Genomic DNA, 14,118 nt, shown 5'->3' with positions numbered 1-14,118 from the left:
AACCGACCGCCGTCCGACCGCCGGATGCATCTCCGGCCCACGCAGCCGCTCCGTGCGACTTCCGCGCCGGACGCCTACGCCAGCGCGAGCTTCTGCCGGATGTGCTCCAGCATGTCGTCCGTCATGCGCGAAAGATCCCACTCGGGTTTCCAGCCCCACTCCTCGCGGGCGCAGGTGTCGTCCAGCGAGTTGGGCCAGCTCTCGGCGATGGCCTTCTTCACGGGGTCCACGTCGTAGTCCATCGTGAAATCGGGCAGCCGCTTCCGGATCTCGGCGCAGATGACTTCGGGCGTGAAGCTCATCGACGCGATGTTGAAACTGTTGCGGTGCACGAGCTTCGAGGGGTCGGCCTCCATCAGCTCGACGCATGCGCGCAGGGCATCGGGCATGTACATCATGTCCATATAGACGTCCGACGGCACGGGGCAGGTGAAGCGGCCGCTGCGGATCGCCTCGTAGTAGATCTCCACGGCGTAGTCGGTCGTACCGCCGCCCGGAAGCGTAACATTCGAGATCAGACCCGGGAAGCGCACCGAACGGGTGTCGACGCCGAAACGCGAATGGTAGTAGTCGCTCATCAGCTCGCCCGTAACCTTGCAGACGCCGTACATCGTCGTGGGACGCATCACCGTGTCCTGCGGCGTCTTGTCCTTGGGCGACGAGGGGCCGAACGCACCGATCGACGAGGGGGTGAAGACCGCGCATTTGCGCTCGCGGGCCACCTCGAGCGAGTTGGTCAGCGCGCCGATGTTCACCTTCCAAGCCAGCTGGGGATTCTTCTCGCCCACAGCCGAAAGGAGCGCCACGAGGTTGAAGATCGTGTCGATCCCGTAGCGCGACACGACCGAAGCCATCGCATTCGCATCGAGCGCGTCGAGCACCTCGAACGGGCCCTGTTCGGCAAGCGCCTTGCATTCGCGCACATCGGTGGCGACGACGTTCGCATCGCCGTAAATCTTGCGCAGATAGGTTGTCAGTTCGGAACCGATCTGACCTCCTGCACCTACAATTAAGATACGTTTCATGTGGTTAGAGTTACAATTTGACAGCGAAGGTAGAAAATAATTGTGAAAAACGATCGTTTTTTTTGCAAATTCATTTTTCTTGTGTACTTTTGCACCACTCATAAGGCGAGAAGCTGCTGTTTTAGCTCAGTGGTAGAGCACTTCCTTGGTAAGGAAGAGGTCACGAGTTCAAGTCTCGTAAACAGCTCTGAAGAGCGGGGAGGAATGTCCGACGGGTTTCGGACACCCTCCCCTTTTTCGTTCGCACCGCTTTCGAGGGTCTCTCCGAATACGCAACTCCCCGTGCAACTTGCCGGACGGCCGCTCGGTCCTCATTTCGCGGATCGTCCGCACAGCCCCGCCCCTTGCCGGATCCCGGCGCAACGGCCCTCTCTGCCGCCCATCCGCACAACCCCGGACAAGGGAAGCCCCGCCCGGGACCGGGAAGACGCAAAATAGCGCCCGCGATACGGACGGAACGCCCCGTCCAGCTACGATCCGGATCCGAACCGGCCCCGAGCGCGGACCGTCCGCCGCGAAGGCCCCGAAAACATCCGCGATACGCCCGGGCCCGCGCCGCCGCAGTCCGCGGCACACGGGTCATGCTCCTCCGCCGTGCGGACGAAAAGCCGTCCATCCCGATGCGGAGGAGCGCCTTTTTCCGCCATTTTCTCCGGCCGACAGACCCCGGACGGAACGCGCGGGACGCCTATCCCATGCCGCATGGGAAAACCGCTTACCGTACATCTGCACCTCAACCCGCGCGCCGAAGCGCTGCGGAGCTTCGCCCTCGCGTTGCCCGGCCGTTTCGACGCGCAAGGCGGGCCGCTCCATGACGGTCGCAACCGCATCAAAGCGTTCGAGACCCCCTGCGGAAAAGTCGCGGTGAAACGGTACGGGACGCCCAACCGCCTCAACCGCATCGTCTACTCGTTTCTGCGCAAGGGCAAGGCACGCCTCTGCGCATAAGGCAAGGCACGCCGCGCCTACGAACACGCCGCACGGCTGCGCTCGCTCGGGATCGACACGCCCGAGGGATCGGCCTGCGCCGAGTGCCGCGACCGCTTCGGCATCGTGCGCGAAAGCTATTTCGCGGCCCTCCGCACGGACGACGCGCCCCTGTCGCGGGCCACAGCCCCATTCGGCCTCTCCGAGGCGGCGGCGCACGTGCTCGACGACTTCGCCCGCTACACCGCGTCGCTCCACGAAAAAGGGGTTCTGCACAGCGACTACAACCGCACCAACGTCCTCTACCGTACGGAACCCGACGGCAGCACGCACCTCCAGTCGATCGACACCAACCGGATGACCTTCGTCCGGCGGACGTCGCGCCGTGCATGTCCGGTCGATCTCCGGCGGCCGGGCTGTCCGGCCGCGGCCTATCCGTTCATCGTGTCCCGCTCCGCCGCAGCCCGCGGATGGGACATCGGCGGCAATCTACTGCGGAGCGCCGTGTCGCGGCTTCCGTTCGAACGCCGCCAACGCCTCGAAAGCGAAATCAGGAAACATCGGCACGGCGGTTCCGCGAAAAAGCGGACCGCATAGTTGGCCCGTCCGGATTCTTTCGCTATTTTTGCGATACCGAACCATGGAAAACCTCCGTCCCATCCTATTCGCGGGCCTCACGCCCCGCCGTCCGGCCCTCATCGCGGGGCCGTGCAGCGCCGAGACCGAAGAGCAGGTGATGGCCGCTGCGCGTGCGCTGGCCGCCCGGGGCGTGCGCATCTTCCGCGCCGGCCTCTGGAAACCGCGCACCAAACCCGGAGGATTCGAAGGGGTGGGCGCCGCAGGGCTGCCGTGGCTCGCCCGCGCGAAACGCGAAACGGGGCTCCGCATCGCCACCGAAGCGGCCACGGCCGAACACGTCGCCGCGGCCTGCGCCGCAGGCGTCGACCTGCTGTGGATCGGCGCCCGCACCACGGCCAATCCGTTCGCCGTGCAGGAAATCGCCGACGCGCTGCGCGGGCACGACATCCCCGTGCTGGTCAAAAACCCCGTCAGCCCCGACCTCGAACTCTGGATCGGAGCCCTCCAGCGCATCCGCAATGCGGGCATCCGCCGGCTGGGCGCCATCCACCGCGGCTTCAGCACCGCGGACCGGAGCCTCTACCGCAACACCCCGCAGTGGTCGATCCCCATCGAGCTGCACCGCCGGCTGCCGGAGCTGCCGCTCTTCTGCGACCCGAGCCACATCGGCGGCAGGCGGGAGCTGATCGCCCCGCTCTGCCAGCAGGCGATGGACCTCGGATTCGACGGCCTGATCGTCGAGGCGCACTGCTCGCCCGACGAGGCGTGGAGCGACCGAGCGCAGCAGATCACGCCGGAGGCCCTCGACGAGATCCTCCGCCGTCTGGTCATCCGCCGGACCACGGCCACGACCGAGAGCCTCGACGAGCTGCGCCGCGAGATCGACGAATGCGACGACGAACTGCTCGAACTGCTCGCCCGGCGGATGCGCATCTCGCGCCGGATCGGACAGTACAAGCGGGAGCACTCCATGCCGGTGCTGCAAACCCTGCGCTACGACGAACTCCTCGCCCGCCGCGCGGCCGAAGCCGAAAAGCTGGGAATGGACGGCGCCTTCATGCGCGCCGTCCTGCAAGCCATCCACGAAGAGTCGGTCCGGCAGCAGATGGAGGTACTCGGCGAGTGATCCGGCCCCGCCGCCGCCCGCCGAACCCCGCCGCCCCGCCGCAGACACGGACGGAAGCCTCCGCAGCGGCTTCGCCGGCACTGTTACATTTCGGTTAAATGTGGATGCGCACGGTCGCACGAGGCGGATTGTTGCGTACTTTTGAACCGCGTAAAAACCGATACCGTATTTATGGGCAAACAGAAGATTCTGGTAGTGGACGACGAAGAGTCCCTGTGCGAAATCCTCCAGTTCAACCTCGAAGTCGAGGGCTACGAGGTCGACACGGCCAACAGCGCCGAGCAGGCGCTCGCGCTCCGGCCCGAACGCTACTCGCTCATTCTGCTCGACGTGATGATGGGCGAGATGAGCGGCTTCCGCATGGCCCGGATCCTCAAGGACGACCCGGCGACGGCCTCCGTGCCGATCATCTTCTGCACCGCGAAGGACACCGAGGACGACACGGTCGCCGGCCTCAACCTCGGCGCCGACGACTACATCGCCAAGCCCTTCTCCGTGCGCGAGGTGCTGGCCCGCGTGAAGAGCGTCCTGCGCCGCACCCGCCAGCAGACGCCGGCCGCCGAGACGATCGGCTACGACACCCTGCGGATCGACATGGAGCGCAAGATCTGCACGCTCGACGGCACGGAGGTGAAACTCACCAAGAAGGAGTTCGAGATTCTGGCGCTCTTCCTGAAAAATCCGGGCAAGATCTTCTCGCGCGAAGAGATCCTCCGCCGCGTGTGGAGCGACGAGGTGATCGTCCTCGACCGCACCATCGACGTGAACATCACGCGCTTGAGACGCAAGATCGGCCCCTACGGCGAACACGTGGTTACACGCCTCGGCTACGGCTATGGATTTGAAGCGTAGATTCTCTTTCCACAGGCGGCTGTTCCTGCTGCTGCTCGCGTTCTCGTGGGTGCTCGTGGGGTGTTTCATCGCGTTCCAGTACGGCCGCGAGAAACACTTCAAGGCCGAAAGCCTCAACGCACGTCTCCAACTGCTCAACCTGCGGCTGCTCGACGCGCTCGACGAGGGCACGACGCCCGAGGCGTTCGCCGCCCGCCACCGCGACGACTTCCGCGGCCTGCGCATCACGGTGCTCGATCCCGCGGGGAGCGTCGTCTACGACTCCGCGGAGCCGCCGGAGGCCCTCGCCTCGCTCCCCAACCACCTCGGCCGCCCCGAGATCGCACAGGCGCTCGCCGACGGCACGGGCTACACCATCCGGCGCCTCTCGGAGAGCACGCACGACACCTATTTCTATTCGGCCATGCGCGGCGAGCGCTGCATCGTACGCACGGCCGTGCCCTATTCGCTGCCGCTGCACGAGGTGCTCTCGGCCGACCGCGCATTCCTCCGGTTCATGCTCGGCATCACCCTGCTGATGAGCGTGGCAGGCTACTTCGCCACCCGCCGTCTCGGGCACAACATCGTGCGGCTCAAGGAGTTCGCCGAACAAGCCGAACGGGGCGACGAAATCGGCGGCGCGGAGGCTTTCCCGCACGACGAACTGGGCGACATCTCGGCCAACATCGTCCGGCTCTACGCCCAGTTGCAACGCACCACGGCCGACCGCGACCGCGAACACGCCGCCGCCCTGCACGAGGAGCAGGAGAAGATCCGCATCAAGAAACAGCTCACCAACAACATCAACCACGAGCTCAAAACGCCTGTCGCTTCGATTCAGGGCTATCTGGAAACCATCCTCGCCAACCCCGGGATGGCCGCTCCGCAGCGGACCGCCTTTCTCGAAAAGAGCCTCGCGCAGACCGAGCGGCTGCGGCGTCTGCTGACCGACGTGGCGACCATCACGCGCATGGACGAGGCGAGCCAGCTCATCTCGAAAGAACCGGTCTCGCTCAACGAAATCGTCGCCGAAATCCAGTCCGACGTGCAATTGCTGCCCGAAGAGCGGCGGATGCGCGTACACTGCAACTTCGCGGGGCCCGTCGTCGTCGAAGGCAATGCGGCGCTTCTGGGGTCCGTCTTCCGCAACCTCGCGGACAACGCCACGGCCTACTCCTCGGGGCGCGACATCTTCATCGACCTCGCCGGCGAGGACGACGAACGCTACTTTTTCCGTTTCGCCGACAACGGCATCGGCATCGACGAAGAGCACCTGCCCCACATCTTCGAACGGTTCTACCGCGTCGACAAGGGCCGCTCGCGCAAGATGGGCGGCACGGGACTGGGGCTCGCCATCGTCAAGAACGCCGTCATGCTCCACGGCGGCACGATCGAAGCGCACAACCGCGACAAAGGGGGCCTCGAATTCCGCTTCACCCTCTCCAAACGCGCATAAAAGACACATTCGACAGCCATACGGGGCATTATTCGGGTTTATTTTGCTATTTTTGCAGACCGACCGCTCAAAACGACCCGTATGAAACGAATCCTTCTCGCCTTTCTGCTCTTCGCCTCGACCGCACGAGCCGCGGCGCCCGACGCCGAACTGGACTCGCTCCGCGACCGCCTGCGGCAGCGGATCGCCCTGCACCGCCGGACGCCGGACGACTCGCTGGCGAATGCCTGCGCCGATCTGGCGGAATACTGGTGCTATCGCTCGAACGACTCCTCGCGCTTCTATGCCGAAAAAGGTCTGGCGGCCAACGGCGGCGAACGCGGCATCACGGCCCTGCGCCTGCTGAACGATCTGGGCGTAACGGCCCTGAACGACGGCGACGTGCGGAAGGCCGAACGGCTCTTCCGCGAAGCGGCCGCCGCGGGCGAACGGCTCGCCTTCGACGAAGGGCTCATCGCAGTGTACAGCGCACTCGGCGTCGCCCTGCGCAGGCAGGACCGCACGGACGAAGCGCTGGAGTACTACCGGAAAGGGCTGATCTGCGCCGAACGCAGCCGCGACGATGCGTCGGCGGCCAATCTCTACGGCAACATCGCCGTCCTGTACAGCGCTCTGGGGCGCTACGGCGAAACGGTCGAATACGCCCGGCGAGGCACCGCCGCAGCCGTCCGCTGCGGAGACTTCGAACAGGAGCTCTACAACCGCAGCGTCGAAGCCTCCGCGCTGATCCATCTGGACCGCCTCGACGAAGGCATCGGCGTTCTGCGCCGGAGCTTCCGCCGAGCGCAGAAGCTGGGCACTCCGAAACTCGCCCTGAAGTGTCTCGCCCCGCTCGTGTCGGGCTTCGACCGGCAGGGCCGGCGCGACTCGGTCGCCCGCTACCTCGCCGTCGGCGAGAAGCTGCTCCCGCAAGTCTCCGAGCGGAGCGTCGAGGCATTGGGCTTCCTCGAATTACAGGGCAATCTGCTGAGCCGGTACGGACGTCATGCCGAGAGCCTCGCCATCCGCCGCCGGCTGCTGGCCCTGCAACGGGAGAACGCCCACACGCCGACGCCCACGCTGCTGCGCGCCATCGCCGGCGACCGGGCCGGTCTCGGACAGTACGAGGAGGCTTTCGAGGCGCTGAGCGAATCCTGCCGCATACAGGACTCGCTCACGGCCCACGGCATCCAGCAGCAGCTCTCGGACCTCACCGTCAAATACCGCACGCAGGAGAAAGAGCTGGAGATCGCACGGCTCGAAGGTCAGGCGCTCGCCCAAAAGAACGGGATGATGCGCAAGACGATCTGGTTCACCGGCTGCTCGCTCGCACTGGGGCTCGTGCTGCTGGTCGTCTATCTGCGCTACCGGCGCACGCAGCACCGCGCCCGGCGACTCGAAGAGGAGCGCCGACGCCAAAAGCGGGAGTACGACGACTTCCGCAAGCAGGTCGACCTGCAACTGGCCCGCAACTACATCGGCGGTCTCGAAAACGAACGCGCACGCATGGCCAAAGAGCTGCACGACGGCATCTGCAACGATCTGTTCGGGATGGAACTCCATCTGGGCGAGCTGCTGCCCGACGACCCGAACCGCATCCGCACGCTGGCCCTGCTGCGCCGCATGCGCGAGGAGGTGCGCACCATGTCGCACACGCTGATGCCGCCCCGCTTCCAGCACGCCTCGGTGGACGAGATACTGGCCGAATTCGCCGCGCGCCTCGGCCAGACGCACGGCACCACGGTGGAGTACGCCTCGGACGCAGCGACCGACTGGTCGTCGCTGCCCGACGAGGTGGGCTACGAGCTCTACCGCATCGTGCAGGAGACGGTGGGCAACGCCGTCAAACACGCCGCGGCGCATCGCATCGACATCGCCCTCTCGGACACGGGCCGCGAATACCTCCTCACCGTCCGCGACGACGGACACGGGATGGACCCGGCGCACGGCGGCCGCGGCATCGGCACCCGCACCGTCGCCGACCGCGTCCGCAGCATCGGCGGAACGCTCCGGATCGTCTCCGACACGTCGGGCACCACGGTCGAAGTCCGCATACCGCATTGATACCCAAGGATAAATCCACAAAATAACGCTCCTGTTTTCCGGGGGGGGGATTTTCACGGAAATCCGTGAAAAAAGTTTAACGGGATCGGACTACCTTTGCCTTCAAAACCAAGATACCCGAATGAACCAACCGTCGCTGAGTGTACTATTGGTAGACGATCACGAAATTGTGTTGCAGGGAATGAAACGGATCGTCGAACTGATACCCCGTGTCGGCACCATCGTCGCTTCCCTCTCGGGGGACGATGCCATCCGGCAGATCGAAAGCCGTCCGTTCGATCTGTGTATCTCCGACATCGAACTGCCCGGCTGCTCGGGATTCGAACTCATCGAGCGCATACGGGCCGTCTCGCCCGCCACGCGCATCATCGTCTACACGATGCACGAAGAGCTGTGGACCATCCGCCGGCTCAGCGAGAGCGGCGCTCATGCCGTGGTCTCGAAATCCTCGGGCGTGGAGGAGCTGCGCCGCGCGCTGGCCTGCGTCATCGAGGGCGAGCGCTACCTCGACAACCGGCTGCTGAAGCTCTGCCGCCGCGCCGAACACGAGGGCGAAGGGGGATCGCTGCTCAGCCGCCGCGAAACGGAAGTGCTGCAAGCCATCGTCAAGGGTTACAACACCAACGAAATCGCGGACCTGCTCTGCCTGTCGGACAACACCATCGAGACCCACCGACGCAACCTGCTCGCAAAGCTCGACGTACACAACGTGGCGGAGCTGGTCGTGCAGGCCATCCGTCTGGGACTGGTGTCGATCAAATAGACCGCAAGAACGATTGTAACCGCAAGAACAATTCCAATAAATAACAGCAAAGATGAAAAAACTATTCTTCATGTTGGGCTTGTGTCTGCTCGCGGCAGGCGCAGGTTCGTGTACGGACGATACGGAAAAGGACAACGCCCGCATCGCCGAGCTCGAAGAGCAGATCGCCGCGCTCAAGGCGCAGCTTGAAAACAACGCCAAAATTACGAACGTCGCCTTCGCCGACGGACAGATGACCCTCACCTTCGGCGACGGCACCGTGCTGACGACCGACACGCCCGACAACATCGTCCCCACGATCGGCGAGAACGGCAACTGGTGGGTCAACGGCGAGGATCTCGGCGTCTCGGCCGAGGCTCAGATTCCGACCGTCGGTTCGAACGGCAACTGGTGGGTCGGCGGCGAGGATACCGGCGTCAGTGCGAAAGGCGACAAAGGAGATCAGGGCGACAAAGGCGACAAGGGAGACAAGGGCGATACCGGTACGGGCATCCAGTCGACCTCGTACGATCCCGAAACGGGCATCCTGACGATCACGCTCACCGACGGCACCAAATACGAATACGCGCTGAGCACCGACGGCGAGGAACTGATCGGCAACCGGCTCGAAGATCTCAACGGCGCCTACCTGCTGGCGAGCATCCTCAACGGCGACCTGCCCTTCGCGCAGCTGACCTACGACGACCAGAACCGCATGACGAGCATCGCCTACTACGAGACGCTGCTCAACGCCCCCGTAAAATCGGCCGACGTGAAGTTCACCTACAACGCCGACGGCAAGATCGCCACGCGCACGGCGACCTACTATGCCAAGCAGAATCAAGTTACGGACATCGAACCGACCGCAATCTACAACCCCTCGTCGGGCTACGGCATCCCGGGATGGCTCTACAACGAGGCTCAAACCCTGTCCGCGACGCAGATCTTCGACAAGCTCTTCCCCAACGACGATATTTACGACCAAATCGGAGGCAGCCACGAGTTCGCCAACCACGAATACGAGGCCGGCGACCGGAAAGAACTCTTCATCGAGAAGATGGTCGGAAACACCTACGGCGAGGCATGGTTCGTACGGGGCAACACCCTCTACAAGGTGTTCGACAACGGAAGCGCCCCCTACTACCAGTTCGTTTCGCTCGCACGAGCGGAACAGACGGCCCGTTACCGCGTCGTGAAATCGGGATCGGACTACAAGGTGCACACCTCTGTCGCCCCCGACTCGTTCGACAAGGACGATACCGACTACGGGGATGACGGCGATGCAGTAAGCCCCGACACCCGCGGCATGTCCGCCTACGATCTGGCGCAGATGACGGTTCGCAGCGATGCCTATCAGGACGAAGCGGGAGAGACCCATTACGTCGATTTCACAATCGACATGTACGAGGAATGGATCGAAGGCATCGAGGTTCCCGGCTACTCTTACAGCTATCCGGCCAAACCCTACACGGCCGGCGCTGCCGTCGACGAAATCTCGGGCAACCGCGTGAACGACTATGCGCTGACCGAGGCTTCGGAGACCTACGACGCCACGGGCGGCAACGGCAGCTACAAATTCCTCATCCGCCGCATGACCACCTATGCGCAGGGCGACGCGATGGGCAGCGTGTCGGTGAAATACGTCTACTCGGGCGACGACTACCAGATGAACGGCACCGACGGCGACGGCGAGAATTACGACCTGTGCTTCATCACGATGAAAAACGGCCGCATGGACAAGCTTCAGGTATTCGAAGACGGCGAGAAGACCGATCTGCTGCAATTCAATTACAACGCCGACGGCAAGATCGAGACGATAGACGTACCCTACGAACAGGCGCAGGGAGTGGCCCGCTTCGTGTACGACAGCAAGAAGAACCCCACCGAACTTCAGGTGAGCGCTTCGAAACTCGGGAAGAAGGACGAGCAGTACGACGACATCTTCTGCGAACTCGGCCTCGCCTACCGCTACACCGAGTACGACAAGACGCTGGGGTGTCTGGTTTCCAAGATCGCATACGCTCCGGACAACACCACGCTGGCGAAATTCGGTTACGACTATGCGCTCAAGAACTTCATGAACCACACCTTCACGGCTTTCAGCCCGCTGATGGAGGCCGCCAACCCGACCAACGCACTGAACGAGGTGGCTTGGGCCGGCCACGGAAGCTGTCTGATGACCTCGTTCTCCGATTTCAACGAAGGCGGCTATCCGACCACGATGAAGGGTATCCTCAGCATCGGCGATTTCCGGACGGGCGAAAGCGAGGATGGGTACTACGACCAGAACGGCTATTGGCAGGAGAGCACGGACAGCGATTCGGGATACACCCTTCCGGTCAACGGCAGCGTCGCCACGCTCTACAAATTCACCTACACGAAAAAGAAATAGACCCTGACAAACCCTTTTGAAGCGAATGGAACGTCCGGTCCGAATGCCGGATGTTCCATTCCCCGTATTCGACCCCGACCTATGAGATACCTCCTGATGCTGGCTCTCGCCCTGCCGCTCGCGCGGACACAAGCACAGACGCAGGCGCAGCAGGCCGACAGTGTCATATACGCCACGCACGAAGCGGCCGAGGTGCAGATCGCCGGACGCCGCTCCGCCGCGGCCGGCATCGCCACGCGCAGCGCGCTCGAACGCATCCCCACGCTGCTGGGCGAGAAGGACGTGATGAAGTACCTCGCCACGCTGCCCGGCGTGGCGACCACCTCGGCGCTCGATGCGGGCCTCTACGTGCGCGGCGGCGCGAGCGACGAGAACACCTGCTTCGTCAACGGCTCGCCCGTGGTGAGCCCCGAACACCTCACGGGCATCCTCTCGACCTTCGACCCGTTCGTACTGGGTCGCTCGGTGCTCTACAAAAGCGGCTTCCCGGCCCGCTACAACGGGTCGCTGGCGGCCTATGTCGATTTGCAGCCGACGCTCGAACGCGATTCGCTCTGCCGCGGCGAGGCGGACCTCGGACTGCTCTCGTCGGCTCTGCGGCTGCGCGTTTCCGGACGCGGCGGGACGGTTCTGGCCGTCTCCGCACGGCTCTCCTATCTGCAGCTGCTCACGCGGCTCTACAACCGAATAGACGAAGAGAGCGACATTCCGGACTACTCGTTCGGCGACGTTACGGCCGCCCTGCGCGTGCCGCTGGGCCCGCACTGGAGCTTCGACGCCTTCGGGCTCTACTCCGCCGACCGCCTCCGCATCGACCGCGGCGCCTTCCCGCTCCGGTGGCAGACCGCATCGGGCAACGTGCGCTTCAGCCGCCGCACCGGCGAAAGCCGCCTGAGCCTGCGGGCCGCCTTTCGGGGACGGCACAGCGAAGGCGATTCGGAGCAGCAGGTAACGACCGACTACGACAACGCCGAGCGCTTCGCCACGGCGGGCGCCGAATACGGCCACCGGATCGGCACCGGATCGTGGGAGCTCTCCGCAGGCGCGGAGTTCGAATACGCGGCGTTCCGCACCCGCTTCAACGGCCGAAGAGAGGACGCCGAATACGGTCTGTGGAGCGGCTGGCTCTCCGCCCGGGGCCGCATCGCCGGCGAACTGCATGCGGAAGGCGGCCTCAACCTCCAGCATTACGACGGCGACGGCCGCTACACGCGCTGCGCGCCGCGCCTGAGGCTCCGCTATTCGCCCGGGCGCTGGAATATCTGGGCCGACTATGCCCGCACGGCGCAGTACACGGCCGTACTCTCCGTGATGAACAGCCGCAGTCCGCTCGACATCCTGCGGCCGCTCGAAGCGGGCCTGCCCCCGGCCGAGTGCGACCAGATCTCCGTCGGCGCCGACGTCGAGGCCGGACGGGCATGGTATCTCTATGCTGCGCTTTTCTATCGCAAGATGTACCACGCCAAAGACTTCGGCTCGCGGATGCTCTCGGCCGAGACGGAACTGACGGGGCTGCTGATCGACGGTTCGGGCGAAGCGCGGGGCGTGGAGTTCGACCTCATGTACGACCGCGGTCCGTGGTACTTCCGCGCCAACTACACCCTCTCCGATTCGTGGCGCCGGTTCGACGCCGTCAACGAAGGCAGGCGCTTCCGGCCGCCGTTCGACATCCGCCACAACGTGAAGGCCAACCTCTCGTGGAAACCGGCCGAACGCTGGACCCTCGCCTTCATGTGGAGCTATCAGTCGGGCACCTACACGACCTTCCCCGTCGGCGTGGCCGTGGCGCACGACATCCACAATCCGCAGAACGACCCCGTATTCGTGCCGGTCTACCGCGAACGCTACAACTTCCGGATGCCCGCCACGCACCGGCTCGACGTCGACGTGGCCTACACCCGTCCGTGGCAGCGGCTCGCGCTGACGGTCCACGCGGGCGTCTACAACGCCTACAACCGGGCGAACGCCTCCTACGTGCAGTTCCGCGCCGAATCGCGCGACACCTACTACACGCGGTTTGTTCCGCGGGCCCGGGTGCTGCTGCCCGTCATACCCTATCTATCCCTCTCGCTGACATGGTGAAACGACTGACGATTCTGTGGGCGGCCCTCCTCGCTGCGGGCTGCCACAAAGGCTACGACCTCGATCTGCGCCACATGGGAGCCGACGCGGGCTACTTCGTCGAGTGCTACTGCGTGCCGGACGAACTGTTCTGCCTCACGGCCACGCGCATCGCCCCCATCGACCAAGACCAGTATCTCGACTATTCGCTCGAATTCGAGACGTGGATCACCGCCGGAGAAGAGTTCCGGCTCCTGCACAGCCTCTACCACGACGGAAGCTACATCTACAACTACGCCTCGTCGCGCCGCTTCGACCCTGCGGCCGCCGACAGCGTGCGGCTGCGGATGACGGCCCCCGACGGCACCCTCATCGCCGCCTCGACGGCCATCCCACCCCAAGCCGAGCTGGACGACGTGCGCATCGAGGCGGGACGGCTCACGGCCGCATACCGTCCCGAGGCGAACGAGGCGGAGGGCCGCTCGCCCGAACGCTGCTTCATCCTCTCCGTAACGGGCTGGGGCGACGGCGGCCGCGTGTTGTCGGACGACCGGCTGTTCCGCGAATACACCGAATCCGGGCCGGTCAGCCAGCACTACGACATCCCCTCCGAAGCACGGCTGGGCGCCCCGCTCGACAGCGTGGCCGTGGAGCTCAAGCGCCTGACGCGCGAAGGCTATCTCTACCAGCTCTCGGTCAAGGAGGCGCAGGCCGCCAACCGCGATCCGCTGATCCCGCCCACGCCGCTGCACGGCAACATCCGCGGCGCGCTGGGCATCTTCACCAGCTACACCTGCGACCGCCGCGTGCTGCGTCTGCGGACCGAGTGAGCGGCCGGCAGACGGGGTTCGCTGCGGGTCCGCCCGCCGCTGCCCGCAGCACGGACGCCAGCTGCGAAACCGACGATCCTCACCCGGTCCGGCCGCACCGCTCTCC

General features: G+C 64.7%; 11 protein-coding genes and 1 tRNA gene. 11 read left to right on the top strand and 1 reads right to left on the bottom strand.

What is annotated here, in order from left to right; translation table 11 throughout:
* Window positions 1–74 precede the first annotated feature (74 nt).
* A complete protein-coding gene (locus BN3659_RS03155) occupies window positions 75–1,025 on the bottom strand; it encodes an L-threonine 3-dehydrogenase (RefSeq protein WP_091534511.1) in 951 nt (316 codons plus the stop codon).
* A 115-nt stretch (window positions 1,026–1,140) separates the two neighbouring features.
* Here BN3659_RS03155 and BN3659_RS03150 point away from each other — a divergent pair.
* From BN3659_RS03150 to BN3659_RS13050, 11 genes are all read left to right on the top strand, one after another.
* Window positions 1,141–1,212, top strand: a tRNA-Thr gene (locus BN3659_RS03150).
* 515 nt (window positions 1,213–1,727) lie between these two features.
* Complete coding sequence (locus tag BN3659_RS03145; RefSeq protein WP_091534509.1) at window positions 1,728–1,973, top strand: hypothetical protein; 246 nt, start codon at window positions 1,728–1,730, stop codon at window positions 1,971–1,973.
* 105 nt (window positions 1,974–2,078) lie between these two features.
* The gene (locus tag BN3659_RS03140) at window positions 2,079–2,549 is read left to right on the top strand and encodes a BUD32 family EKC/KEOPS complex subunit (RefSeq protein WP_091534507.1); all 471 of its coding nucleotides are present in this window, start codon (window positions 2,079–2,081) and stop codon (window positions 2,547–2,549) included.
* 43 nt (window positions 2,550–2,592) lie between these two features.
* Window positions 2,593–3,657 carry a bifunctional 3-deoxy-7-phosphoheptulonate synthase/chorismate mutase type II gene (locus tag BN3659_RS03135; RefSeq protein WP_091534505.1) on the top strand — a complete coding sequence of 355 codons (1,065 nt, stop codon included), beginning with the start codon at window positions 2,593–2,595 and terminating at the stop codon, window positions 3,655–3,657.
* Between the two features lie 171 nt (window positions 3,658–3,828).
* The gene (locus BN3659_RS03130; protein WP_091534503.1) at window positions 3,829–4,509 is read left to right on the top strand and encodes a response regulator transcription factor; all 681 of its coding nucleotides are present in this window, start codon (window positions 3,829–3,831) and stop codon (window positions 4,507–4,509) included.
* On the top strand, window positions 4,499–5,944 hold the full coding sequence (locus tag BN3659_RS03125) for a sensor histidine kinase (RefSeq protein WP_224757851.1): 1,446 nt from the start codon (window positions 4,499–4,501) through the stop codon (window positions 5,942–5,944). The genes BN3659_RS03130 and BN3659_RS03125 overlap by 11 nt, the downstream gene beginning before the upstream one ends.
* An 81-nt stretch (window positions 5,945–6,025) precedes the next feature.
* Complete coding sequence (locus BN3659_RS03120) at window positions 6,026–7,987, top strand: ATP-binding protein (protein ID WP_091534500.1); 1,962 nt, start codon at window positions 6,026–6,028, stop codon at window positions 7,985–7,987.
* 121 nt (window positions 7,988–8,108) lie between these two features.
* Window positions 8,109–8,750 (top strand): response regulator, encoded by a 642-nt coding sequence (locus BN3659_RS03115; RefSeq protein WP_091534498.1) that lies wholly within the window; start codon window positions 8,109–8,111, stop codon window positions 8,748–8,750.
* 52 nt (window positions 8,751–8,802) lie between these two features.
* Window positions 8,803–11,121, top strand: coding sequence for a hypothetical protein (locus tag BN3659_RS03110; protein ID WP_141682472.1), 2,319 nt, complete (start codon window positions 8,803–8,805; stop codon window positions 11,119–11,121).
* Between the two features lie 81 nt (window positions 11,122–11,202).
* Window positions 11,203–13,203 carry a TonB-dependent receptor plug domain-containing protein gene (locus BN3659_RS03105; RefSeq protein ID WP_091534494.1) on the top strand — a complete coding sequence of 667 codons (2,001 nt, stop codon included), beginning with the start codon at window positions 11,203–11,205 and terminating at the stop codon, window positions 13,201–13,203.
* Window positions 13,197–14,012: a DUF4249 family protein gene (locus BN3659_RS13050; protein WP_171847686.1), complete on the top strand. Its 816-nt coding sequence runs from the start codon at window positions 13,197–13,199 to the stop codon at window positions 14,010–14,012. Before BN3659_RS03105 ends, BN3659_RS13050 begins: the two co-directional genes overlap by 7 nt.
* Window positions 14,013–14,118: the final 106 nt, after the last annotated feature.

It is taken from the genome of Alistipes sp. CHKCI003 (assembly GCF_900021155.1).
In the GTDB taxonomy this organism is placed as follows: Bacteria; Bacteroidota; Bacteroidia; order Bacteroidales; family Rikenellaceae; genus Alistipes; species Alistipes excrementavium.
This window is presented reverse-complemented; position numbering and strand designations above follow the sequence as displayed.